This window comes from Empedobacter sp. GD03861, from assembly GCF_029840885.1.
GTDB classification, from domain to species: domain Bacteria; phylum Bacteroidota; class Bacteroidia; order Flavobacteriales; family Weeksellaceae; genus Empedobacter; species Empedobacter falsenii_B.
Genome location: NZ_JAOCDJ010000014.1, coordinates 1 through 26,392 on the forward strand (window position 1 = coordinate 1; position 26,392 = coordinate 26,392).

A 26,392-nucleotide genomic window follows, 5' to 3' on the forward strand; every position below is an offset into this window, starting at 1 on the left:
TAGAATTAGTAGAAGTCATTTCTAATTTTATCCTCAAAAACTAACTATAAAAGACAAAGCAAATTGCTTTGTCTTTTTATTTAAGAATTAACAAGCTGTTCCTCCTTCAAAATTTATCACTGTAGTTTTTTTTATCAGATTTTCGAGTGATTGTCATTGTTCCATTAGCTAAAACTGAATCAGATTCTACATTTTGTTTAATTATTATTTCTTGATCTACATCAATTTAAAACAATAATTGTATTTCTAAATTTACAATTCTTATTTGTGATTCGTAACAAAGGAGTTTAAAGATTATACAGATTTTTCATAGTATAAAGTTGGTTAGGTTATTTAACAAAGAGCAGAAGAAATTTTGCTCTTTGTTTGTTTTATATTTATAATCATTAAATAATTTATCATGTACTTATATTTTTATTAGTCAACAATTATTCGATTATTTACTTTTTTATTTCCAATTATTGATTGATTAATAAAATTGAAAACTTCGTCTAAATATTGTTTTCTTAATCCAGACCATTCATGTTTTCCTGAATTAGAGAAAATAGCAAAAGATGCCTGACTATATTTTCTATTCAAATCTTCTAAAGTAGCAGAACCATTTAAAGGAAAAAATCCTGGTTGATTATCCAAACAACTTCTGTGTGGCGCATTGTAAGCTGGTACAACATCATCGCTTAAACCATGTACATAAACTGTTGGCAAAACACTCGATTTTGTAACATAACGATTGTCTACAATCGCTCCTGCATAACTTACTAAACCATCAATTTTAACTTGATTGAATTGATTTCCGTACCATAAATCTCTCAAATAATAAGCATTTAGAATAGTCTCCGCTCCTGCACTACTTCCTCCTAAAATTAATTTATTAATCGAGAATTTAAGTTCTTTTGAATTATTTTGAATAAAATTTAGCGCAGTTAAAACATCAAAAGAGGCTTCTTTAAAAATCATCAACTTTTCTTGTTTTGGCAAATCACACCCAAAACCAGCCGAAGAATTTGCCAATAATCTATACGAGATAGAAACAGCTACGAAACCTCTTTCTTGAGCATCTTTCATTCGTTCAATTTCTTCTTTATCCGCTCTTGTTCCTCCTGAAAATCCGCCTCCGTGTACCCAAGCAAATACATTATAGGTTTGATTCTCTTTATAGTTTTTCGGATAATAAATATCAAACGCTAAATTATTTTTTTTATCATATACTATCGTTTTCTGCGCATATGTATAACTTATCATTAAAAATAAGGCAACTAAATATTTCATTTTCTTCTATTTTAAATAAAAATTGCTTGACTTTAACTTCTTACGTTGTCAATTTGTCAAGCAATTTACTATAAATAATTTTCCCTTTAATTATTCTATTTTTTTACGAAATAATGATTGTGCTAATCGAATGTTCTTGCGAATTCACCTCAACAGCTTCTCCTTCTATCCATAAATTATATTGATAAGGTTTATCTGTTTGATTCATCACAACCACCACAACTTTTCCGTCTTTGTTTACAAAAGAAGTCGTCATTAAATCTGAACGATTAGACGATGCTGCAATTCTTTGCGCACCTGGACGAATAAATTTTGAGAACTGACCAATGTAGTAAAACGAATTTGTATACGTAACTTGTCCATTTCTAGTATCACCATGAATTGGTGCAAAACAGAAATTTCCTACGTGATTTGGTCCTCCTTTTTCATCCAACAAAACATTCCAATCTGTCCAAGCAACTGTTCCGGAGTTAAAATCGTTGATCATATTGTAACCATATTTTTCACCCAATGCCCAATTTCCCATTTGATTGTAATCAAATTGTTCTTTACAACCTTCTGTAAAAATTAGATTAACATTCGGGAAAGCTTCGTGAGTTAACGCTACATTATTGAATAAATTCACGCTTCCGTTCCATGTTTCGTACCAGTGAAAACCAACTCCCCAAACATATTTAGCAGCTTCAGGATCATTCAAAATAGTTGAAGCACGCTGGTAAATTAAATCACGGTTATGATCCCACACAATAATTTTTTTGTCTTTTAATCCTTTTTGGTGAAAAGTCGGACCTAAATTATTTTTCAAGAAATCACGTTCTTCTTCAGCTGTATAAATACACGATTCCCATGTTTGCGTTGCCATTGGTTCGTTCTGAATAGAAACTCCCCAAATTGGTAAACCAATTTTCTCATAATTCTCGATAAATTTCACAAAATAGTTAGCCCAAGTTTGGTAATATTCAGGTTTCAAAGAACCTCCTTTTAACATACTGTTATTCGTTTTCATCCAAGCTGGCGGACTCCAAGGACTTGCATATAAACGATAAGCATCTTTCATTTCTGCTTTTGCCATTTTAATCATCGGAATTTTATAATTCAAATCATGTGCAATGTCAAAAGTTTTTAACTCATTATCATTATCTTTTACATACGTGTAACTATCGCTCGAAAAATCACTCGAATTTATTGTTGTTCTAATCAACGAATAACCAATTCCTTCTTTTTCGCTATAATAAGCTTTGATAATTTCTTGTTGCGCTTTCTTTGGCAATTTTGCTAAAACTTCTGCTGAAGCATCTGTGATAGCTCCTCCAATTCCTTCAAATTTTTGGAATTTACGTTTTGGATCAATAAAAATTGCAATATCTGTTTCTTTTGGTTGTGGAAACTTTTTTACAGCTAACTTATCTGTCCATTTTGCGATACGTTGATTCGTATTTTTAGCAGTTGTATATATTTCGATTTTCTTGTTCGAAAGTTTAAAATCTTGCGCATTTACGGCAAAATAATTTAACAATAAAGCTGCAATAAGAGGATATTTCAAATGTGATTTTGTCATAATTATTATTGAATTAAAAATTTGGCTAAAATTGGTAAATGATCTGATGGATATTTGAAATCGTAGAAATCATCAATCGTATTGAAACTTTTACACGTTACTTTTGAATTCTTTTTGTAAAAAATGTAATCTAAAATTTCTGTTCCTTTTACATTGAATTTGAAATCTTCCCATGTAAAATCTGGTCCATAAACCATTTGCGCATTAAGGCGAGTATCTAAATATTTGTTTTGAATATATTTTACAGAGGCATCATCATGATTCATGTTAAAGTCTCCCATAAAAAATGCTGGATAATCTTTTTTACTTGTTAAATCATGAATTAATTGATCGATTAATTCTAATGATTTTTGACGCGCAACTTTTCCAACGTGATCAAAATGAGTATTGATTACCCAAAATTTCTTTTTTGTTTTCTTGTCTTGAAATAATCCGTAAGTGATAATTCTGTTGTATGCTGCATCCCAACCTTTTGATTCTTTTTCTGGCGTTTCTGACAACCACATCGTTTTTTGTTCTAAAACTTTGTATTGATCTTTTTTGTAAAAAATCGCCGAATATTCAGCATTTTTATCACTTGAACGAGGTTCTCCGATAAAATCTAATTGTGAATCATTTTGTTTGATAAAATCTAGTTGAGGAACTTGCGCTTCTTGTACACCAACAAAATCAGCATCATAATATTTGATTAAATCAACCAATTTTTGTTTGCGAATATTCCAATGATTTGCGCCATCATCAACAGAAGCTAATCTAATATTGTAAGACATAATTGATATATTTTGTTGAGCAAAACCTATCATTGTCATGATTAAAACTAAACTTAAACTAATATATTTTTTCATGTGTGAATTTTTGTAAAAATCCAAGTAAGCACTTACATACTTACTTGGTTGAGAAATAAAACTAAATTTCTAACTATATATGAGGAATTTAATCAACTAAAGTAAAACTTGTTTTAAGTGAAGCGTTAGAATCTCCTCCAACAAAAATGTCGAAATCTCCTGCTTCTGCAACATAGTTCATATTGATATCGTGGAATTTTAAATCTTCTGGAGTTAATGTAAACGTAATTGTTTTTGTTTCTCCTTTCTTAATCATGACTTTATCAAAACCTTTCAATTCACGAACTGGACGCGTTACACTTCCTACTAAATCGCGAACATATAATTGTACCACTTCTTCTCCATCGTAGTTTCCTGTATTTTTAACATTTACAGTTACTTTGATTTCATCTTTTCCATTTTTCATTATCGATTTATTCAACTTCAAGTTACTATAATCAAACGTTGTATAACTTAAACCGTAACCAAATGGATATAAAGGCGAATTTGGAGAATCTGTATAACGAGATTTATATTTTTGCTCTACATCACTTTCTCCTAAATAAGGACGACCTGTATTTTTTTGATTGTAATGAATTGGAATTTGACCAACAGAGCGAGGGAATGTCATAGGTGTTTTAGCCGAAGGATTATATTTACCGTATAAAACATCTGTAATCGCTAAACCTCCCATTGTTCCTGGATACCATGCATATAAAATTGCATCCATATTATCATTCTCCCAAGAAATTGTCATTGGACGACCAGACATTAAAACTAAAACAATTGGCTTACCAAGTTTCTTTAATTCTTTTAATAATTCTTTCTGATTTCCTGGTAAATCTATATTTGTTTGAGAAGCCGCTTCACCTGTTTGATTCTCGTTTTCTCCCATAACCGCAACAATTACATCCGAGTTTTTCGCTACATTAATTGCTTCTTGAAAACCATCAGTTTTAGATGAATTAAGTTCTGTTCCTTGTGCGTAAGTAATTTTTGCGTTTTTACCTAAAACATCATTCAAACCTTCCCAAACAGACCACGCTTTTCCATAACGATCTCCACGTGCAGCCCAGTTTCCGATGATATTTTTCTCATCTTTAACTAAAGGTCCAATAACTGCAACTTTTTGAGATTCTTTTAATGGTAAAATTTGTTTATCATTCTTTAATAAAACCATTGATTTACGCGCAACATCACGAGCTTCATTTAAAAACTCTTGTTTCATTACCGTTTCTTTCTCTCGTTTTGCATTTGAATAACGATATGGATCTTCGAAAAGACCTAAATCATATTTAGCTTCTAAAATTCTACGAACCGCAGTATCAATCACATCTTGTTTTACTTTTCCTTCTTTTACTAATTTTGATAAATGATTAAGAAAAGCACCACTCATCATATCCATTTCAATTCCTGCTTCAACCGATTTTAGAGTTGCTTCTTCCAAATCTTTTGCAATTCCATGAGGAACTAATTCCTGAATCGCCGTATAATCTGTTACAACAAACCCTTTATAATTCCACTCTTTACGCAAAATTTGATCGTACAAATATTTACTTGCTGTAGAAGGAACTCCTCCAATTTCGTTGAAAGACGTCATGAAAGATCCAGCACCTGCATCAACAGTCGCTTTGAAAGGCGGCAAAATATAATCTCTTAAGAAACGATCAGAAATTTCTACCGAACCATAATCGCGACCAGCCTGCGCTAAAGCATATCCTGCAAAGTGTTTTGTACACGCTAAAACGGTATTTAAATCATATAAACTTTTACCTTGAAAACCATTAACACGCGCTATTGCAATTTTACTTCCTAAGAAAGTGTCTTCACCTGCACCTTCAGAAACACGTCCCCAACGAGGATCAAAACCGATATCAACCATCGGAGCAAAAGTCCAATGAACTCCACCTGCAGCTGTTTCTTCAGCAGCAATTCGAGCCGATTTTTCAATTGCTTTTAAATCCCAAGAAGAAGCTTCACCAAGTGGAATTGGGAAAATAGTTTCGTAACCATGAATTACATCGTATCCAAAAATTAATGGAATTCCAAGACGTGTTTCTTCAACAGCTATTTTTTGTAATTTTTTAGTAATATCTGTTGTCGTTGCGTTAAACACGGACCCCATCATACCTTGTTTCGTGTATTTTATATAATTTTTATCAATTGCAGATCCTGTAACATCACCTCCGTCATAGGTATATTGTACCATCTGACCTACTTTGTCATCAATCGTCATTTGACTCATCACATAATCAATAAATTCTGATTTCGATTTTGATTTATCAAACTTTATTTTTTGCGCATAAGTATTGAATGCTAATCCTAAGAAAGCAATTGAATAAATTAGTTTTTTCATTTTTTTGATTTTAATTCGAGGCTGTTGTTTTGAATTTCAATTTATCTAAACCTCTTTGTACATCTTCATTTTGCATAAACAATTTCCACAATAATCCAGAGCGATAATTCTCTATCATTGGTGTAATTGTTCCTTGATCTATCGCCAAATATTTTGTAATCACTCGATCATTTTTTACATCAACCGCATCATACGGACCTGCTACTCCAATCAAGCTTTTGTTTTGTTTTTCGTAAATAAACTTCAAGAAATCCATAGATTCTTTCGGTGTATATGGGAAAGACGATAACGCAGCTGTAGGCGTAATTACATTATTGTCATTTAATGGAGAATGTGCTGTATAACCTTCTGTTCCATCTGGATTGAAGGTATAACTTGCCGTTAATCCCCACATATTTTTTTTGTACTTCTTGAAACTTTCCTTTTTTTGTTGATTGTAGATGTAATGAATCTTTGCTTGATTTTTCACTACTTTTCCATAATCAATACCAATTCCATCTATTAAATTGTTTGGATTAAGTCCAATAAATGAATATTGTGCCCAAAATAAAGGTCCAACATTTTTATTAGCTCCGTTATGCTTTACAATTAATGGAACTCCGTATGCAGAATCATTTGATTTTATATCACCATTTCTCGTCCAACCGCTGTAATAAACTTCTGAATTGATAGAATGTTTTGGAGAAGCCGCAGCAATAACATACGTAATCATGGTTTCATCAAATCCTTTTAAAGGAAAATTGATTTTCCATTCGTAATTTGGAGACCAATGCCAGTACAACACATTTTCTCCTCGTGTATAAAAATTGAAATCGATTTCTTTCCAAAGTTGATCAGCTAATTGCGAAATCTCTATTTCTTTCTCATTTTTAGAATCTTTGAAATACTCTTTCAAACAAATTAACCCCTGAGCAAGAAATGCAGTTTCTACCAAATCACCTCCGTTATCGTATGTACTAAAAGCTTTTACTTTTCCTGTTTCGCCATTTAACCAATGTGGCCAAGCTCCATGAAAACGATCTGCATTTTGTAAAAATTTCAACCCTGTTAAAATTCGTTCAGTTGCTTCTTTTCTTGGAATAAATTCGCGATCAATACCAACAATTAAACTCATTAATCCAAATCCTGTTCCTCCTGTTGTAATGATATTTGAATCATTTTCTGGATAAAAACCATCAGGATGAAAACGTTCACGAGCTAATTTTGAATGAGGTTCAGCGTAATCCCAAAAATATTGAATCGTCTGTTTTTGAACTTTATCTAACAGCTTATTTTCTTGTTTTGTTTGAGCAAAAGCACTTGCGCCACATAAAAGAGCGCAAGTAACTATTGTTTTATTTAATTTAATCATTACCAACCTGGGTTTTGAGTCATTGTTGGAGTTTGAATTAATTGAGCATTTGGAATTGGGAATAACTCATGTTTACCTGTAACAAATGTTTTTCCATCAAGAGCCATCATGTCTTTAGCTTGTCCTGTACGAACTAAATCAAACCAACGATCGTGCTCGAATGCTAACTCCAAACGTCTTTCATTCCAAATTTTTAATCGTAATTGATCTTTAGACATACTTGCTATTGGAGCTAATTTTACACGTGTTCTAACACGATTAAGAGGTGTTAAAGCATCTTGCCCAATTTCATTTGCTGCTTCGGCTTGAATTAATAAAACTTCAGAAAAACGAATTACACGAATGTTTTTGTCTCCATCCGCAGAACCAAGATTCGCACTTGAATACGCTTTTTCATTATACATTGGGTTTTCTACCGATGTTGGAACTAAACGACCGTCATATAAAGTTTCACCTCTAAAAATGATTGTTGCATCACGACGAATAGCATCTCCTTCAGCATTAAAAGCATCTAATAAATTTTGAGAAGGAACATTGAATCCCCATCCCCAACCTCCAGTACCACGAGCTCCTTGAGTTTCTGAATATTGTTGAACGCCATGCGCAACAGCATCTCCACGAGCTTGGATTTCAAATAAAGATTCCGTTCCATTTTCGGTTTCTACTCGCCAAGTCGTTGCGTAATCTGCTTCTAAACCATATTGTCCTGAATTAACAACCGTTGTTGCCATATCATAAGCTTGTTGATATTTTGCTTGGTACAAATATACCTTTGCCAATAATGCTTGCGCAGCTCCTTTTGTAGCTCGGCCTAAGTCTTTTGCAGCATATTCATTTTTAGTAGGAAGTTTTGATATTGCATCTAATAAATCTGCTTCAATGTATGCATAAACTTCTGCTTTTGGTTTACGTACTGAATAAGACGCCGGAACATCTAACTCCTGTATCACAGTATCTCCAAACATACGAACCAAATAGAAATAAGAAACAGCTCTCAAAAATTTTGCTTCCCCAATTAATCTATTTTTTTCTGCATCTGTGATTGATGATTCTGTCGTATATTTTATAGAATATGACGCTCTACCAATTGTTTTATAAAAACGTTTCCACATAGCTTCGATAGAACCAGTTGTAGAACTATGTAATAATTCGTCTAAATCTCTTTTATCTCCACCATTATCTGTAGAGGAACTTCCTTTATCTGCATTATCAGAAATCATTTCAGTAACTCCTAACCAAGAGAATGCATAATCCCAATCTGTAAACATTCCGTAAATACCATTCACATATTTTTCTGGAGATTGAGAAGCTTGATCATCAATAGCTATATTTTCTTGAGAATCTACATTCAAAAAATCACTTGTACATGAACTTAATGTTCCGATTGAAAGAATAGAAGCTAATGTTACTATTTTAAATATATTTTTTTTCATTTTTTTAAAATTTTCTAGATTAGAATTCTACGTTTAATCCAACTAAAAATGTTCTAACATTTGGATATGCAGAGATATCTACACCAGTAGTACCATATGGATCCCCTTCATTATTATATGCGTTTAACTCTGGTGTAAATCCTGAATATTTTGTAATGATAAATAAATTTTGAGCACTCGCATAGATTCTCAGATTTTTAATAAAATCTATTTTATCACGAAAATTATATCCTAATGTTACGTTACTTAAACGGAAGTAGTCTCCTTTTTCTAAATAGTAAGAAGAAGCAACTTGATCACGCTCCGCTCCTGGATGAGAATTTGTACTACCAGCTCCTGTCCAACGATCGTTATACATATCAACTGTTATATTTTCCCCTCCTAAACGTGTATTTTTGTTACCATTGTAAATCTTGTTACCTCCAACTCCGTAACCGCTAATCGTTAAATCGAAATTTTTATATTCTAAACTAACATTGATTCCGTAGTTATATTTTGGAATATATGATCCCATGAATTTTTTATCACGATCATCAATAACTCCATCTCCATTTTGGTCTTTGTAGCGTAAATGTCCTGGACGAGCACTTGATAAATGAGCATTGCTATTTATTTCATCTTGTGTTTGCCAAACACCTTCTACTTCATATAACCAGAAAGAACCAAGTGGTTGACCAGCTTCTAAACGTTTTGTAATTTGTCCATTTTCTAAAGAACCTCCTGTCATTCCAGAATATCCTTCTTTCACAGACTTCACTTCATTTTCATTGTAGTTAAAGTTACCACCTATCGAATATCTAAATCCTCCAGCTGTTTCATTACGATAATTCAAAGCAATTTCAAAACCTTGATTTACTACTTTTGCAGCATGGTCATAAAAATCTTTTTCATAAGGAGACGATCCTATTTGTTTAATATTTAAGATGGCATTTTTCGTGGTCTTGTTGTAGTGATCTAAACTTCCTGATAATTTACCTTTCAATAACTCGAAATCTAGACCAGCACTCCATTCATCTACAATTTCCCATGAAATATCATAAGCTGGAGATCCGATATAAGCTCCATAAATTAAATCTTGACCTGGTCCAAAAACATAATTCGCATTATCACTACCTGTTGAAGTAGAAATTGTTGTATAATTGTATGGCACATCTGCATTACCTAAGCGTCCCCAACCTCCGCGAAGTTTTAAGAAAGAAATTACATTACTATCTTTTAAGAACTCTTCGTTAGAAATATTCCAAGCAGCAGAAACTGATGGGAAAGTTCCCCAATATTTTTCGTTTTGTTTAAATTGACTTGAGCCATCTCTACGAATAATTCCAGAAACGTAGTATTTATTTGCGTAATTATATTGTAAACGCGCAAAATAAGAAGCATAAGCAATTGGAGTGTAATTATTTTGATCCATTGCAGCCTTGTATTGTCCAGAAGCATGATGAGCTGACCAATATTGTTCTTTATCAGGAACATCATATACTGTGATATCTGAATATTGACCAATACCCATTTTTTCAGCAGAAACTCCCGCAACAACATTGAACGAATGATCTCCAAATTTGCGATCAAATGTTACAAAATTTTCCCATGACCATCTAAATGTTTCTACATTAATTAGATTTAGAGAGTTATTCATATAAGTTGAACTTGCTGGATTTTTCGCTTTTAAATCTTCAAATTCAGCAGCAGTTCTAATTGGATTACCTGCAATCCATCTTTCTTTAATTGGATTAAATTCTCTGTATTTGTACCAATATTTTGTTCCTCCAGCACGAGAAGTTACAGTTAAACCTTTTGCTAATTTTAGTTCAGCTTCAATATTTCCTTGAAGCGTAGTAGAATTAGCTTTTTGATTATCATAGAATAAAGTAGACATTGGATTACCATGAGAGTTCAAATTACTTGTCACCTCTCCTGGTTTTGCAACGTATGTTACTTCTCCTGTAGTTGTATTAAAAATAGGTAAACCCCATCTTCCGTTATCATATTTTACAGGAACTAATGGTGACTGACGGTAAGCTGTATCAAATGCTCCATATGGTTTAGGAACTTCTCTAGAAAATGTAGCGCTAACGTTTTGTTTAATCTTTAAAACTCCATCAAACAATTTGTAATCGTTGTTACTACGAACAGTTGTTCTTTTGAAGTTATTTCCTTCTAAAATTCCTTTCTCTTCGAAATTATTAATACTGAACATGTAATTAATATTTTCTCCAGCACCAGCCAACGAAACATTATTACTAACTAACTGTCCTGTGGTTAACATTTCATCAAACCAATTCGTGTTATATTGTTGATTTGTAGAAATCAAAGAACCTCCTGTTGCTTTTCTTTGCTCGTTAAAATAAGTTATGTACTGATTAGCATCAGCCATATCTACCATATTCATAGTATTTCTTACTCCAATATATGAATCATAGTTAACTCTTATCTTTCCTGTTTTACCACGTTTAGTTGTTACAACAACAACACCGTTTGCACCACGAACTCCATAAATAGCTGAAGATGCTGCATCTTTTAAAACATCAATTTTTTCAATGTCATTTGGATTAATATTATTAATATTTGGAACAATTAACCCATCCACAACATACAAAGGAGCTTTACCTCCCAAAGCTGTACCCATTCCACGAACCAAAACAGTTGGTGTACCTCCTGGAGTATCCGTATTAATAATATTAACACCAGCTAATTTACCCTGCAAAGACTGCATGGCAGTTGTACTTGCAATTTGCGTAATGTCTTTAGCATTAGCTGATGAAACAGCTGATGTAAGATCTGATTTCTTAACAGTACCATACCCAACCACAACGGCTTGATCTAGTATAATAGAATCACTTTCAAAAGGATCTCCTATCTGTATAGAATCGTTAGTAACTTGGGCATTTACACAGAAAGACCCGAGAATAAATAATGGAAGAAAATATTTTTTCATTCTATTTCAATAAATGGTTATTTCAAAAATAGAATGTTTTAACACTTGATTAACAAGTAATAATTTTAGTTAGAATAATTTTCTAAAAAAATAAAATATATAATACTAAATACCAAATAATTATAAATCATTACATTTACAACATGATGTAGTTATGATGTAATTTATTTTCCGATATTTAAAAATTAATCATATACTTATTTAGGTTTATTTCAGAAGGAATTTGCATTTTTTTGCGTAATCTATATCGTTGTAGTTCTACTGATCGATAATTAAGGTGCATTAAAGGAGCAATCTCTTTGGTTGATAAATTCATTCGAAGGAATACACACAGTTTTAAGTCTTTCGCAGTTAAATTAGAATACTTGTCAGCTAATCTCTTAATAAAATCTTGGTGAATTTCCTGAATATTTAATTCGAAATTTTGCCATTCATTTCTGTTGTAACTATATTCCGAAAACGTTTTCTCAAATTTCTTTTTTAATTTTTTATTGATTTCATTCATTTCCAATTGAGAAAACAATTGATTAATTTCTAGGATCATAGCACGTTGATTAGCTAATTTCAAAGCTTGTCCTGCCAATTCTGTAGATTTCGTTTGTAAAGAAGTTTCTAAATGTTGTTTTTCTTTATGATGATTTAATTCTTTCAACTCTTGTTGATGTTTCATTTCCATCAAATTCAATTCATATTCAAATTGCTTTTGTTTAATTCTGAAACTTTGTTTCAACTTCATTCTGTTATACTTATAAATAGCCAGAATCGATCCAACAATTAATAAAATATAAAATAATATCATCAAATTTGATAAATACCAAATCTTTTTAACCCTAAAATCAAAATGATTCAACTCAACAAAATTTCCATCTTTTAAAGCATAAATTGACAATTGATATGAACCACTTTCTAATTGTTTATAATTAATTATTGGCTGATTAAGTGGTTGAATTTTAGAGTTATTTAATTGATAATATAATTGATAATTCGCAAAATCATCATTCACAATTGAAACATAAAAATCTATATAATTATTTGAATACTCAATATTAGGCTCATTATTCAAAACCGTTTGATTGATTTTTGCTTTAATTTTAATCTTTGGTAATTCACGACGTATAGATTTTAAATCATATTTCAATAATCCGTTTTCGAGGTTAATATATAAAAACTGATCGTTGATTTTAGCCGTTAAATTGTCATCAACCAATTTTCCATCATACAATTTTTTGGGAATTAAATAATGAATCAATTTATTCTGTTCCACTTTAGAATAATACAGAATATTATCCGCTTCAACTAAATAACGATTCTCTTTTAAATAACGAATTCGATTAATATTCTTTAATTTTGAATCTAAATTCTCGTCAGAAAATAAATTTTTATTTATATCATAACGGACTAAATGTTGATCATCAATCAATACAAAAACCTTGTTATCTTCGAGAATAGTTTGCGGATTAACTAATTTTTTATGTTGGTAAAATATCTCCTTACCTGTTCTATTTTTAAGATCAAATAAATATAAACCACCATTTTTTCCAGTTCCTAAAATTTTATTTTCGACAATAACAAAATCAATAATAGGAATAGTTAAACTAGAAACTTTAGTAGATTCTTTATGAGAACCTTGTATATATTCATTGATTCCCGTAAAAGATGATTGATATAATTTATTTCCATTTTTGATCAATTTAAAACCTCCATTTGTAGAAGAAATCTTATTCAAAAGTCCTGAATAAATGTAAGTTCCCCAACTATCCGAAACATAAATTGTATTATCAATATTTGTTATATTCCAAATTAAACCTTTTTCGAGAACTGAATTTGTTTGGTTTGAAGTATTTGAATAATTATAAAATCCATGATTTGTTCCCAGCAAAATATTATCCTTATAAAAGTCGAACGAAAAAACATTTCCTAAATGACCATTGTAATCATATAAAAGTTGAGTTTTGTTTTTCAATTCTATTTTCGAAATACCTTTGTCCGTTCCAAGCCAAGCATTTCCTTTAGAATCTATTCTTATATTTTGGATTGTATTACTGATTAACCCAGAGTTTTGATTGTAATTTTTGTAAGAATTAGTTTTTAAATCATATACATAAATCCCATTATTTGATGTTCCAATGATTAATTTATCTTCTAATCGAATCATTTTTAACACTAAATAATTCTTTAGCATTTTATTGAATTCCACATTGAACTCTTGTAAACCAGCTGTTTTGTTGTACTTGAAAATTCCTTCTGTTAATGTACCAACTAAATAATCATTATCATATTTTTCTATTCCATGAATTACAATTGATTTACCTTTTTCAATTTCAAATAACGGCTCAAAATGTCCATTATTAAATTCGAAAATACCTTTAGAAATAGTCGCTACTAACATTTTACCTTTCACCAGATAAACGTAAGAAGAAAGCGCAGGTAATTTGTATCGTTTAACTGTTTTACCATCAAATTGAAAAAGATAATTGAACGATTGAAAATAAATAGAACGATTATGATAAAATATTTTCCAGATTTCTTCTTGTTCTAATCCTTCAAAACTTTTGAATTTATCTGAAATTGAAATGTAAACTTTCTTTCCTTCAATCGTTTTCCAATATCCAAAATTATTTAATGCACCTGTATACAATACATTATTCATTGTAAAAACAGAACGTATAATTGTTAAGCTATTTGGCGAATATTTTTCCCAAAAATTACCGTCATATTCTAAGATATTTCTATTGTTCGCAAAATATACTTTTCCTTGCTTGTTATTTTCTGTAATATCCCAAATAGGCGATTCGCCCAAATATTCGCTTTTAGAATAATTCGAAATAATTGGCGCAAACGATTGAGATTTGCTATAAGTGGAAACAAGTAAAAATAGAATAAATAAGCTTCTCATTGTGCAATAAAAAAGACCGTAAAAACGGTCTTTAAAAATAGATTATATTTTTGAATTATCTTATTTAAATTCTACATCAAAAACTTCTGCAAAATGTTTTTTTGTAAACGCTTTCACTTCGTTCATATCTACCTGATGTCCAAGTTCTCTTTCCAATGAAGCAACAGCTTTATCCTGAATTCCACATGGAACGATGTATTCAAAATAACGCAAATCTGTATTCACATTTAGTGCAAAACCATGCATCGTTACCCAACGTGAAGCCTTAACACCCATTGCACAAATTTTTCGAGCAAAAGGTCGACCTACATCCAACCAAACGCCAGTTTCTCCTTGAGAACGCTCACCTTTTAGTCCATATTCGGCAATAGTTTTGATAATCACTTCCTCCAAATTGCGCATATACAAATGAATATCTGGCTTGAAGTTATCCAAATCCATAATAGGATAACCAACTAATTGTTGCGGTCCATGATAGGTAATATCTCCACCACGATTCGTTTTCACAAAAGTTGCATTTATTTCGTTTAATTTATCACTCGAAGCTAACATATTTTCTAAATGTCCACTTTTTCCAAGTGTATAAACATGCGGATGTTCTACAAAAAGTAAATGATTTTTAGTGTTTTTAAAATCTGAACTTCCCTCCTTTTCTTGCGCTCTGTTATATTGTTTTACGGCTATATTTTCTGCTAAAAGACTTTCTTGATAATCCCAAATTTCTTGGTAATCTCTGTTAATTCCTAAATCTTGGAATTCGACAATTTGTTTCATTTCACAATGTGTTTCGAATGTCAAATTTACGAAAGAATCAGTTAATAATTAATTTTAGCTTAGCTATTCTTTAAATCGTTTCATCTAACAAAATTGCATATATACTTTGTTTAAAGTAATTTCGAATTCATAAATAATTTATTTTTTATGAAAACAATTCTATTAATCACACTAATGATTAGTTCTCTTGTTATAAACGCTCAAGAATATTCTTTTGCCAAAGATTTTGTTGCTGGAAAAGTTACATTAAATGATCTATCTGAATTAAATGGAGAGCTTAAATGGACTCCAAGTCATGATAGTGACTTAAAATTTAGAAAAACGAAAGATGATAAAGTGATAAAATACAATCCGAATGAAATTATTGGTTTTACAATTGATAAAATGAGTTTTGTCTCTTTAAAAAATCTTGTTGTTTACTCTGATAATTATGCTTTGATAGGACAAACTACGAAAATTAAAGAATCTTTTGCGCAAGTCGTTTCTAAAGGAAAATTTAATATTTACTTAATTACTATAGCAGGGTATAATCCAATTAGTAGAACTAGAGAAGATTATCTCAACTTTATTTTTCAGGATGCAAATAATCTAAACAATAAACTTATTGCTTATCCTTATTTAATCAGAATGAAAGACAAAAAATATGAAAAAGCGAAAGCGGATTTGTATATTTTATTTAAAGACTATCCTGAAGTAATAGAAAAAATCAAAAGTTTTAGTAAAGAAAATAGTTTTTTAGAAATAATAGAAATGATTGGTAAAATTTAATAAATAAAAACATTCAGTCACTTTTAATCACCTATATTGTTGGTTCAATTGATCTTAATAAAATCGAAGTTTATGAATAAATTATTCTTTAAAACCTCACTAATAATAATGGTTTTAAGCAATTCATTAACGATTGAATAAAAATCTTTATCTTTGGAATTCTAAGAAATCGGTAGAATAAAATAATCAAATAAAAATGAAGAAACTATTCGTTAAAGGATCTATTTTAATGGCTTTGTTTGCAAACTTTAGCGTTTTTGCACAACAAAGTGGTGGAATGTGGATTCCGACAGAATTGAATGAAAAGGAAATGAAAGACATGGGATTGAAAATCTCATCAAAAGACATTTTCAGTACAGGAGATAAAAGTATCAACAATGCAGTTGCTCACTTTGGTGGCGGTTGTACTTCTGAAGTTATTTCTCCAAATGGTTTATTATTAACGAATCATCACTGTGGTTATGGAGAAATCCAAGCACATTCATCTTTAGAAAATGATTATTTAACAGATGGTTTTTGGGCTAAAGAGTTGAAAGACGAATTACCAAACGAAGGTTTAACAGCGACTTTTATTGTAGACATTAAAGATGTAACTACTGCAATTTTAGCTGGTGTTAACGATAATATGTCGGAGGAAGATCGTAACAAAATCATCAAGAAAAATATTGAAGATTTTAATGCAAAAACTAAAACAGAAGCTTATCGTTCAGTATTTATCAAACCTTTTTACAAAGGAAATAAATATTACCAATTTACAACAGAAACATACAAAGATGTTCGTTTAGTTGGTGCGCCACCTTCTGCAATTGGAAAATATGGAAATGATACAGACAACTGGGTTTGGCCACGTCATACAGGAGATTTCTCGATGTTTAGAATTTATGCAGATAAAAACAACAAACCTGCAGATTATTCACCAGACAATGTTCCGTACAAACCAAAACATTTCTTACCAATTAATATTTCGGGAATTAGCGAGGACGATTTCACGTTTGTATATGGTTTCCCAGGTACGACGGACGAATATTTACCAGCTTCTTCTATCCAGCAAATAAAAGATGTAATTGATCCTGCGCGTATCAATGTGCGTACAATTGCATTATCTCATATTGATAAAAAAATGCGTGAAGACGATGCAACTCGTATCGCTTATGCGTCTAAACAAGCGCGTATTTCGAATGCACATAAAAAATGGATTGGCGAAGTTTTAGGATTAAACCGTTCGAAAGCTGTAGAAAAACGTCAACAATATGAACAAGAATTCATGAATCGTATTGCGAAAAATCCGAAATTAAAAGGTGAATATTCGAATATTATTTCTGAATTAAATCAAGTTAATAAAGCAAATCAAGATTACAATTTAGCGTACACAATGTATTCTGAAACGTTTTTCTCAAATTCAGAAACATTCAGAATGGCGTTAACATTGAACAATATTTTGAATGCGGTTGGACAAAAAAATTACGCAGAAACAAAAGCTAAAGCGTTGAATACAGTTGCGTCTATGCACAAGGATTATAATCCAGAATTGGATAAAACAATTTCTTCTGATTTAGCAGATAATTATTTCAAAGTTGTTCCTCAAAATTTATTACCAACTACAACTGCTGCAAATATCAAAACAGCTTTAGGAAATTCGGTAATCAACGGAACGAAAAAAATTAATGGTCAATCTGTTTTAGGAAATATCAAAACTTTGGCTGAAAATGATGCTGAGTTTATCAAAGCCTTAAAAGAAGATGCCTTAATTGCTCAAATTCGTTTAATTTTAGATGCAAATCAAACGAAAGTAACGCCTACATATTTAGCGAATCAAGATAAAATCAACAAGTTGATGCGTACGTATATGAAAGCGCAAATGGATGTATTTACAGACAAGAAAATCTTCCCAGATGCAAATTCAACTTTACGTGTAACTTACGGAAAAGTTGATGGTTACCAACCTCGCGATGCGGTTTATTACGAACCTGTAACGCACATGGAAGGTGTAATGGAAAAATATATTCCGGGAGATTATGAGTATGATTTACCAAAACAAATGTTAAGTTTATACGATAAAAAAGATTACGGAAAATACGCCGATAAAAACGGAAAATTACCTGTAAACTTTATTGCAACAAACCATACAACTGGTGGTAATTCTGGTTCTCCTGCATTGAATGCAAAAGGAGAATTAATCGGATTGAATTTTGACCGTGTTTGGGAAGGAACAATGTCAGATTTAAATTATGATCCAGAGATTTGTCGTAATATTATGGTGGACTCTCGTTATATTTTGTGGGTAGTTGACAAGTATGCTAATGCGCAACGTTTGATTGATGAAATGACTATCGTTGACGAAAGCAAAAATGCAAAGAAAAAATAATATTTTTCACTATATTCTGAAAACCACGTTTTTATAACGTGGTTTTTTTATTGAAATAAACGTAAGATTCAAATAAAGTCTTAAGAAATAAAACTATATTTATACAACTTATCTAAAAAATTGTCAAAATAAAACACTCATAATTATGGAAGTCATTAGAAAATGGCCTTTTTATTTAAAACTAACTTGCACATTATTGTCAATCATTTGTTTAACATTTATTTCAATAATAGGTAAAGGAATTTTAGTTCCATTAATATTAGGCTTCTTAATTTCAATATTATTAGCACCCGTTTGTTCATTTTTCGAAAGATATTTACGCATTCCACGTGTTATTTCAAGTATCATTACCACCTTGCTTTTTGCAGCATTTATCTTAGGAATTTTCTATTTGATTGCTATACAAATGGCTGAAATAGCAAATGAATGGCCTACGTTTCAGAAACAAATCATAGAAGCATTTATGAATTTGCAAGATTGGATTCACCATACCTTTGGTGTTAATTCGCATGCGCAAATGGAATATTTGACAAAGAATGTCAAAACGACTATCGAAACGAGTACAATTGTAATCGAAAAAGTAATTTCTATTGTTTCATCGATGGCTGTTACAGTCTTGTTCACTTTTTTATACATTGTTTTCTTGTTGATTTATCGTCGTCATTTAGTAAAATTCTTATATTACGCATTCAATTCAAATACACACGACCAGGTTTATAACGTCATTACATCTATTCAAAAAATGGTCAAACAATATTTGATTGGCTTATTTTTACAAATGTTAGTCGTATCAATTTTATCTTTTATTGCATTTTCTATCCTTGGACTTAAATACAAATTTGTTTTAGCTATTTTAACTGGTGTTCTAAATGTTGTTCCCTATGTAGGAATTGTTATTTCATTAATTTTAACGCTAATAATCACATTTGCCACAATGTCAGCTTCAAAATTGTTCTTTGTTTTAATTGCATTTATTGCAATTCATGCAATTGATGGAAATGTAGTGATGCCAAAAATTGTAGGTTCTAAAGTAAAAATTAATTCTTTGATTGTGATTATTGGATTAGTAATTGGAGAAATGACGTGGGGAATTATGGGCATGCTATTATCGATTCCAATACTTGCGTTGATGAAAATTGTTTTTGATAATGTGACTGAATTAAAACCTTGGGGTTATCTTTTGGGTGATGAAGATTCTACAGAAATTGATGATGATTTAAATACATTTTTAGCCAAAAAGAAAGCTAAAAAATCAAAGAAAAAAACAAATAAGTTGGACGAGAATTTGGAGTAATCTGATTTCTATTTTACATAATTGGATTGCTGACTATTATTTTATCCATTAAAAAAGTCTATAACAATTTGTTATAGACTTTTTTTGTATTTATTTATTATGAATCTAATTCTTCTTCAAATATTTTTTTTCTAAGAAATAATACAATTTCAAGAAAAGTATCGAGAAAAATATTCCGATTAGTGTTCCGAAAAACACATCTCCTGTAAAATGTACTCCAACATAAACTCTACTGTAAGCAACCATTAACGCCCAAACAAGTAAGACATAAAGTAACCATTTGTAATAGCGTCTTAGCATTATTCCCATAAAAATTGCAATCGCCATATGATTAGATGCATGTGCCGAAGTAAAACCGTATTTACCTCTACCCTCGCAATCTATCGGGCGAAATAATCCTTGAATCGATTCGGTGTAACATGGACGAAAACGTTGAAAAGAATTTTTCAGGATATTTGTAAATTGGTCTGCACATGTTATCATCAGTGCAATACAAACTCCAGCTAACAAGGTTTTTTTCCAACCAAGTTTTACATAAAGTAAGATAAGAAAGATGACATACAGCGGAATCCATGTTTTTTTATCGGTTACTATTAACCAAAACCAATCCCATTTTTCGCTCCCTAAATTATTGAAATACAAAAATATTTGTACGTCCCAATCAAAATAATCTTGTATCATTATCTACTTACTGATCCACCTAAACCTAATGCTTCGTCTACAGATTTTGGTTCTACAACAGCCGCAGGTTCTTCCGCAATTGGCTCAACCACATTTTCTATAACGGGTTCTGTTGTCTCTTGCATATCCAATTCCAAATCTTGTACAGGATCTACAGCCTTCATAGTTGGTGCATCATCTTTCAACGCTGCATTTACTGTATTATCTTGATGAATCGCTTGATGCATTTCATCTACTGGATTACGAACTTCGTCAAATGATTTCTGAAAATCTTCCATTGGATTAATTTTCGCAAAAGAATCTTTGACTTCGTTCATTGGATTTAACTCTTTTATGGTATTCTGAATCTCTTTTGTCGGATCAACATCCTGAACAGGATTCATGATTTCTTGTTTGATATCTTCAGATGCTTCTTTTAATTTGCGTACAGCAGTTCCCAAACCACGAGCAATTTCTGGAATTTTATCTGGTCCAAAAATCACTACAGCAACCACCATAATAATCACGACTTCCTGGAAGTCTAAAAACGCTGGGTATATTACTAAACTATTCACTAAACAAATGTATAAAATCTAAATTTAGTAGAAGAAAAAAAGCCATCAAATTTCTTTGATGGCTTTCTTAAAATTTATTTAAAATTTGAATCTTATTTATTCATTTGACCTTTTTTAGTAAAGTCGTACAATAAAGGAGATGCAACGAAAATAGACGAGAATGTACCAATTACGATACCGATTAATTTCGCAAACATAAATCCTTTGATTGATTCTCCACCAAATGCAAAAATGATTAATACGATTAAGAACGTTGATAAAGACGTATTAATTGTACGTGATAATGTTTCTGAAGTAGAAATATTAATAATATCGTACAAGTTGTGGTTTTTCTCAACTGTTAAATTCTCACGAATACGATCCAAGATAATAATCGAGTCATTCATCGAATAACCAATTACCGTCAAAATCGCCGCGATAAACGCTTGGTCGATCTCCATGTTGAAAGGTAAAATTCCTTTGAATAAAGAGAAAACTCCTAACACAATAACCACGTCATGCGCTAAAGCAATGATAGTTGATAATGAGAATTGCCAACGTTTGAACATCACGATTAAGTAGAAGAAAATTGCAACTAATGCTAAAGAAACCGCTATGTAAGAAGCTCTTGTTGTATCATCGGCAATTGTAGGACCTACTTTTGCAGAAGACATTAAACCAATTGTAGCATTATCTTCAGAGAAATCTTTTTCAGACATATTCGCTGGTAAATAAGATTTAAGACCTGCATATAATTTGTCTTTAATCTCATCATCTACATTTGTTCCATCTTCGTCAGCCTTGTATGCTGTTGTAATTTTTACTTGATTTTGACCACCATACGTTTTCACCTGTGGTATCATTTTTTCACCATCTAACACGAAAACATCACCCAAACTTTCAGAAATTTGTTGAGGATCTACATGTTTATCAAAACGAACTGTATATGTACGTCCACCTTGGAATTCGATACCCATATCAAATCCTTTTGTGAAAATAGAAATTAAAGCAACTACTGTTAAAACAATTGAAATCGCATAAGAGATTTTTCTTGTTTTTAATAAGTCAACTTTAATATTTTGTAACCAGTGCGCTGTAAATGATGTATAGAAAGGAACAGACTTTCCTTTTGCTAAACGTCCTTCTACAAAGTAACGTGTAATAAAAATCGCTGTAAATGTTGATGTAAAAATACCAATCATAAACGTTGTTGCGAAACCTACAACAGGACCTTTACCAAAGAAGAATAAAATTAATGCTGTGATAAATGATGTCGAGTTGGCATCAATAATTGCAGAGAAAGCTCCTTTCCATGAATAAGCGAAATCTACTGCTTGACGTAATGATTTTCCTTTTCTTAATTCTTCTTTTACACGTTCGTAAATCAAGATATTCGCGTCCATTCCTGTTACCAATGTCAAGATAATCCCGGCAATACCTGGTAAAGATAATGTAGCTTTTAGCGATACTAAGAATCCTAATAAGAATAATAAGTTAATGATTAAAGCAACGTTAGCATAGATACCTGCACGGCTGTAGTAAAATACCATCCAGATTAATACCAATGCAAATGCACAACCGAAAGCGATTAACGAACTGTTAATTGCTTCTTGTCCTAATGATGGACCAACAACCTCTGCAGAAACGATCTTAGATGAAGCTGGTAAAGAACCTGCTTGTAAAATGTTTGCTAAATCTTTTGCTTCGTCAATTGTAAAGTTTCCAGAAATAACAGAGTTACCTCCTGTAATTTGATTACTGATGTTTGGTGCAGAATATACCATATTGTCTAACACAATTGCAACACCTTGACCTGGTTGTCCAGGACCTGCAGGTTTCAACTCGTCTGTAATACGAGACCACTCTTGTGCTCCGACTTGATTCATTTGCATTGTAACAACAGGCTCATTTGTAATAGAACCAGGATTACGTTCACCAGCAGCAGAAACTACTTTATCTCCTTCGATTAATGGTTCTTGCGTTCCATTTTTACCTTTTAAGACATAAAACTCTAATAATTTAGGAGCAGATTTATCATTTGCTTGTTTACCTAAATTCATTGGCTTATTCGCCCAAGAGTATTTATATCCTCTAATGTTTGCTGGTAATCCAGGTACAAAACCTTTGTCTTGCATCACACGATTTACAACAGCTGTATCTTTTACATTAACAACAAAACTTGCGTTAGAACCAGCCGGTTGCATAACTTCTGCTAAAGTTTTGATTGTTTGTCCTTTCTCATTTTTTACATTATATTTTTCTGTATTAACGCTAGAAAAGTATTGTAAAACAGTAGGATCTTGACGAACAACTTGCCAAAACTCTAATTTTGCTGTAGATTGTAATAATTTTTTTACACGGTCAGTGTCAGAAACACCTGGTAATTCTACCAAGATACGTCCATCACCTTTATCACCTAAACGTTGAATTACTGGCTCAACAACACCAAATTGATTAATACGAGAGCTAATTACATCATAAGCTGTTGCAACTTTAGCTTCGATATCTTTACGGATTACTTCTTTTACCTGATCGTCAGAAGCATTGTACGCAATTTTATCCGCATTGTTTTTGTTTCCAAACAAATCTGCAGCTGCGTATTTTGTTCCTCCTTTTATTTTATCAAATTCTTGAAAAAATAATTCGACATAAGGTACGTTACCGTTTGTTTTTTGAGCTTTATCTGTAGCGTCCAAAGCCGTTGCCAACATAGGGTTTTGACTTTTCGCTGATAAATTCTCGATTAAATCTCTTTCAGAAACTTGTAAAATTACGTTGATACCACCTTTCAAATCTAATCCTAAATTGATTTCATTGTTTTTGGCATACCCATAATCGTACTTAATAATTCCCAAATCAAGAGGATGCTGAGCCAAGCTATCTAAAATTCTTGGTTCGTCTTCTGGCTTACTCGCCAAGCGCGCCGCCTCATGCTCCACTTTAGTTGTGTACCAAGTATAACTTAGTTGTCTGATACACAAGAGACTTAAAATAATTGCAAATGCTGCAATGAGCCATCTTCCTCGCATAATGTTTAATTGATAAATAAATTTTGACGGACAAATATAATAGTCTTGAAAATACTTTCACAATTTTTTAAGAATAAATCGAAAATCGATGTCCGTATTTCGAAATTCTTTATTCAAAAAATTAGATTTCCTTTTGGTATTTGTAGATGTAAATTGACGCTTTATTGGAGTCATCATCATTATCTTCGCACAAATACAAGGTATAATTCTTTCCAGATTCTTTATACAACGCTAAACCTTCGATTTTCTTATCATCCGAAATTTTTTGCCAACGCGTAACTTCCATCGCAGCCAAATCTAATTCGCCAATAATAGAACCTTTTATTTCTCCATTAAACTGAGTTGTACTTTTAGATTCCACAGTTGCAGTAAACAAAACTTTTCCATCTACCAAAATAGCATCAGAAAAAGTAGTCGTTTCATTGTTGATTTTAGGTAAAGTGATTGAAAAAAAGTCAATTGATTTTCCTCTCAAATCATTTATCTTGCCTCCCACTCTATAAATTCCGTTTATGCCAGCAGGACCATTTCCTCTGTTGAAAAAATATGTACAATGTCCATCTGTAATAATTCCTTCGATGTTAAAATCTTTTTTAGATAAATTTGAAACCTTTAAAAATTCATCCAAAAGAAAACTATAATTATCGTTATGTACCTCTTTAGTTTTGATGTTATATGAAATCAAATCGAAACGATTTTCTTTAGAGCCCGATCCAAGAATGTACAAATGATTGTCAAATTTTGTAATCGCTTCAAAATCTGGTTTATCTTTTTTAGTGATATGTTTTGATTTTACTTCTGGATTCAAATCAACTTTATCCACTTCTTTTTTCTTTTTATTGTAAACGTACAAATGTGCTTTATCATCGGAAATCGTGTAAACATGGTGTTTATCAACCACTAATCCAGACGCCGCTCCAAGCCCATTTATGACAATTAAAACCTTAAGAATGAAATTGTAAAACAACATAGATGTAAGATTTATTTTTAAGAGGTTTCAAAAGTAATCAAAGAATATCAGAAACCTTGATAAATAACCATTTTTTTGAAAAAAAAGAACTTAAATTTGTAGCACTTAAAAGAAAATTGAGAGATGAAAAAAATTCTAAAAATTTACATTGACGCTTACAGCGGACTTTCGAAAGAATCTTGGATGTTAGCCATCGTAATGTTGTTGAACCGAATGGGTTCGATGGTTTTACCATTTTTAGGAATTTATATGATCTCCGAATTAGGATTTTCTTTAGAAAACTCGGGAATAGTTTTGAGTTGTTTTGGAGTTGGTTCTGTAATTGGTTCTTGGCTTGGAGGTTGGATAACAGATAAAATCGGAAACTTTAAAGTACAAGCCATCAGTTTATTTCTGAGTGCTCCGATGTTTTTGATTTTACCTTATTTTAAAACGGTAGAATCTTTTGCTGTTATTATGCTTGTTTTGAGTATTATTAGCGAAATGTTTCGTCCTGCAAATTCAGTTGCCATCACGCGTTATGCTAAGAAAGAAAATATCACTCGTGCTTTTTCGTTGAATAGAATGGCGGTTAATTTAGGTTTCTCAATTGGTCCATCAATGGGAGGTTTTTTATCTAATTATTCGTACGATTTATTATTCTATTGCAATGCAGGAGCTGCCTTGGTTGCAGGAATTGTATTCTTTGTCTTTTTCAATGGACGAAAAGAACGAAATGCTGCTACAGAAAATATTTCTGATAAAACAGTTGTCGAAAAAGAACGTAATGCATACACTGATACACCTTTCTTAGTATTCAATTTATTTTGTGTATTATTCTCTATTGCATTTTTCCAAATCCTAAATACACTTCCATTATTTTACAAAGATGTAGTTCATTTAACACAAACAGAGATTGGGTTATTAATGGGATTCAGTGGAATAATCATTGTTGTATTCGAAATGTTATTGATCCATTACACCGAAAAACGATTTTCAGTTACTCAACTTTTAGTTTTTGGTTCATTTGTCACAGCAATTAGTTATTTTATCTTCACATTTAGTCACACATTAGGTATGTTATATTTAGCAATTGGACTAATGTCTATTGGAGAAATGCTTGTTTTACCTTTGATGTCAACGGTAACAGCTTTTCGTTCGCAAAAAAATAACCGAGGAGCTTACATGGGATTGAACGGAATGACAGCTGCAATTGCCTTTATTGTTTCGCCATTTTTAGGAACTCACATTGCTACCGATTATGGTTTTAATATACTTTGGATAATCACCACAGTTATTTTAGTTATCGTAGCTATCGGATATCACTTTTTTACTAAACCACTTTTACCAAAAAATATTTAAGATTTTCTTATCTTC

At 31.5% G+C, this 26,392-nt stretch carries 17 protein-coding genes; 4 read left to right on the plus strand and 13 right to left on the minus strand.

What is annotated here, in order from left to right; translation table 11 throughout:
- Positions 1–417: 417 nt before the first annotated feature.
- The 9 genes from N5D03_RS08660 to lipB form a co-directional block, all read right to left on the minus strand.
- A complete protein-coding gene (locus N5D03_RS08660; RefSeq protein WP_125350343.1) occupies positions 418–1,269 on the minus strand; it encodes a carboxylesterase family protein in 852 nt (283 codons plus the stop codon).
- A 103-nt stretch (positions 1,270–1,372) separates the two neighbouring features.
- Entirely contained in the window at positions 1,373–2,827 is a 1,455-nt protein-coding gene (locus tag N5D03_RS08665) for a glycoside hydrolase family 30 protein (RefSeq protein ID WP_219034584.1), read from the minus strand.
- Between the two features lie 5 nt (positions 2,828–2,832).
- Positions 2,833–3,672 carry an endonuclease/exonuclease/phosphatase family protein gene (locus N5D03_RS08670; RefSeq protein ID WP_280051383.1) on the minus strand — a complete coding sequence of 280 codons (840 nt, stop codon included), beginning with the start codon at positions 3,670–3,672 and terminating at the stop codon, positions 2,833–2,835.
- A gap of 88 nt (positions 3,673–3,760) precedes the next feature.
- Positions 3,761–6,007 carry a glycoside hydrolase family 3 N-terminal domain-containing protein gene (locus tag N5D03_RS08675; RefSeq protein WP_280051384.1) on the minus strand — a complete coding sequence of 749 codons (2,247 nt, stop codon included), beginning with the start codon at positions 6,005–6,007 and terminating at the stop codon, positions 3,761–3,763.
- A gap of 10 nt (positions 6,008–6,017) precedes the next feature.
- Complete coding sequence (locus tag N5D03_RS08680; protein WP_125350338.1) at positions 6,018–7,358, minus strand: glucoamylase family protein; 1,341 nt, start codon at positions 7,356–7,358, stop codon at positions 6,018–6,020.
- A complete protein-coding gene (locus N5D03_RS08685) occupies positions 7,358–8,791 on the minus strand; it encodes a RagB/SusD family nutrient uptake outer membrane protein (protein ID WP_280051386.1) in 1,434 nt (477 codons plus the stop codon). The genes N5D03_RS08680 and N5D03_RS08685 overlap by 1 nt, the downstream gene beginning before the upstream one ends.
- Before the next feature lie 19 nt (positions 8,792–8,810).
- Positions 8,811–11,726, minus strand: a complete 2,916-nt coding sequence (locus tag N5D03_RS08690) for a SusC/RagA family TonB-linked outer membrane protein (protein WP_280051387.1) — start codon at positions 11,724–11,726, stop codon at positions 8,811–8,813.
- A 178-nt stretch (positions 11,727–11,904) separates the two neighbouring features.
- Positions 11,905–14,622 carry a hypothetical protein gene (locus N5D03_RS08695; RefSeq protein ID WP_280051388.1) on the minus strand — a complete coding sequence of 906 codons (2,718 nt, stop codon included), beginning with the start codon at positions 14,620–14,622 and terminating at the stop codon, positions 11,905–11,907.
- Positions 14,623–14,682: 60 nt separating this feature from the next.
- Positions 14,683–15,396, minus strand: a complete 714-nt coding sequence (gene lipB / locus N5D03_RS08700; RefSeq protein ID WP_125350693.1) for a lipoyl(octanoyl) transferase LipB — start codon at positions 15,394–15,396, stop codon at positions 14,683–14,685.
- A gap of 147 nt (positions 15,397–15,543) precedes the next feature.
- On the opposite strand from lipB, the gene N5D03_RS08705 reads away from it, so the two are divergent.
- From N5D03_RS08705 to N5D03_RS08715, 3 genes are all read left to right on the plus strand, one after another.
- A complete protein-coding gene (locus tag N5D03_RS08705; protein ID WP_125350692.1) occupies positions 15,544–16,164 on the plus strand; it encodes a hypothetical protein in 621 nt (206 codons plus the stop codon).
- Between the two features lie 196 nt (positions 16,165–16,360).
- Positions 16,361–18,529, plus strand: coding sequence for a S46 family peptidase (locus tag N5D03_RS08710; protein WP_181816304.1), 2,169 nt, complete (start codon positions 16,361–16,363; stop codon positions 18,527–18,529).
- Between the two features lie 145 nt (positions 18,530–18,674).
- Complete coding sequence (locus tag N5D03_RS08715) at positions 18,675–19,823, plus strand: AI-2E family transporter (RefSeq protein WP_280049977.1); 1,149 nt, start codon at positions 18,675–18,677, stop codon at positions 19,821–19,823.
- A 105-nt stretch (positions 19,824–19,928) separates the two neighbouring features.
- Here the strand turns inward: N5D03_RS08715 and N5D03_RS08720 are convergent, their stop codons facing one another.
- The 4 genes from N5D03_RS08720 to N5D03_RS08735 form a co-directional block, all read right to left on the minus strand.
- Positions 19,929–20,504, minus strand: coding sequence for a phosphatase PAP2 family protein (locus tag N5D03_RS08720; RefSeq protein WP_280051389.1), 576 nt, complete (start codon positions 20,502–20,504; stop codon positions 19,929–19,931).
- Positions 20,504–21,058, minus strand: a complete 555-nt coding sequence (locus N5D03_RS08725) for a twin-arginine translocase TatA/TatE family subunit (RefSeq protein WP_280051390.1) — start codon at positions 21,056–21,058, stop codon at positions 20,504–20,506. The genes N5D03_RS08720 and N5D03_RS08725 overlap by 1 nt, the downstream gene beginning before the upstream one ends.
- Before the next feature lie 92 nt (positions 21,059–21,150).
- Positions 21,151–24,066: a protein translocase subunit SecD gene (gene secD / locus N5D03_RS08730; RefSeq protein ID WP_280051391.1), complete on the minus strand. Its 2,916-nt coding sequence runs from the start codon at positions 24,064–24,066 to the stop codon at positions 21,151–21,153.
- Positions 24,067–24,187: 121 nt separating this feature from the next.
- A complete protein-coding gene (locus N5D03_RS08735; RefSeq protein ID WP_280051392.1) occupies positions 24,188–25,036 on the minus strand; it encodes a hypothetical protein in 849 nt (282 codons plus the stop codon).
- Positions 25,037–25,159: 123 nt separating this feature from the next.
- Between N5D03_RS08735 and N5D03_RS08740 the strand changes: the two genes are divergently transcribed.
- A complete protein-coding gene (locus N5D03_RS08740; RefSeq protein ID WP_219034569.1) occupies positions 25,160–26,377 on the plus strand; it encodes an MFS transporter in 1,218 nt (405 codons plus the stop codon).
- Positions 26,378–26,392: the final 15 nt, after the last annotated feature.

Bases quoted from the DNA above. Each gene is read 5' to 3' on its own strand.
- N5D03_RS08740 (WP_219034569.1), top strand. From the start codon at position 25,160: ATGAAAAAAATTCTAAAAATTTACATTGACGCTTACAGCGGACTTTCG.
- N5D03_RS08735 (WP_280051392.1), bottom strand. From the start codon at position 25,036: ATGTTGTTTTACAATTTCATTCTTAAGGTTTTAATTGTCATAAATGGG.
- N5D03_RS08680 (WP_125350338.1), bottom strand. From the start codon at position 7,358: ATGATTAAATTAAATAAAACAATAGTTACTTGCGCTCTTTTATGTGGC.
- lipB (WP_125350693.1), bottom strand. From the start codon at position 15,396: ATGAAACAAATTGTCGAATTCCAAGATTTAGGAATTAACAGAGATTAC.
- secD (WP_280051391.1), bottom strand. From the start codon at position 24,066: ATGCGAGGAAGATGGCTCATTGCAGCATTTGCAATTATTTTAAGTCTC.
- N5D03_RS08715 (WP_280049977.1), top strand. From the start codon at position 18,675: ATGGAAGTCATTAGAAAATGGCCTTTTTATTTAAAACTAACTTGCACA.
- N5D03_RS08685 (WP_280051386.1), bottom strand. From the start codon at position 8,791: ATGAAAAAAAATATATTTAAAATAGTAACATTAGCTTCTATTCTTTCA.
- N5D03_RS08675 (WP_280051384.1), bottom strand. From the start codon at position 6,007: ATGAAAAAACTAATTTATTCAATTGCTTTCTTAGGATTAGCATTCAAT.
- N5D03_RS08690 (WP_280051387.1), bottom strand. From the start codon at position 11,726: ATGAAAAAATATTTTCTTCCATTATTTATTCTCGGGTCTTTCTGTGTA.
- N5D03_RS08720 (WP_280051389.1), bottom strand. From the start codon at position 20,504: ATGATACAAGATTATTTTGATTGGGACGTACAAATATTTTTGTATTTC.
- N5D03_RS08670 (WP_280051383.1), bottom strand. From the start codon at position 3,672: ATGAAAAAATATATTAGTTTAAGTTTAGTTTTAATCATGACAATGATA.
- N5D03_RS08665 (WP_219034584.1), bottom strand. From the start codon at position 2,827: ATGACAAAATCACATTTGAAATATCCTCTTATTGCAGCTTTATTGTTA.
- N5D03_RS08660 (WP_125350343.1), bottom strand. From the start codon at position 1,269: ATGAAATATTTAGTTGCCTTATTTTTAATGATAAGTTATACATATGCG.
- N5D03_RS08710 (WP_181816304.1), top strand. From the start codon at position 16,361: ATGAAGAAACTATTCGTTAAAGGATCTATTTTAATGGCTTTGTTTGCA.
- N5D03_RS08695 (WP_280051388.1), bottom strand. From the start codon at position 14,622: ATGAGAAGCTTATTTATTCTATTTTTACTTGTTTCCACTTATAGCAAA.
- N5D03_RS08705 (WP_125350692.1), top strand. From the start codon at position 15,544: ATGAAAACAATTCTATTAATCACACTAATGATTAGTTCTCTTGTTATA.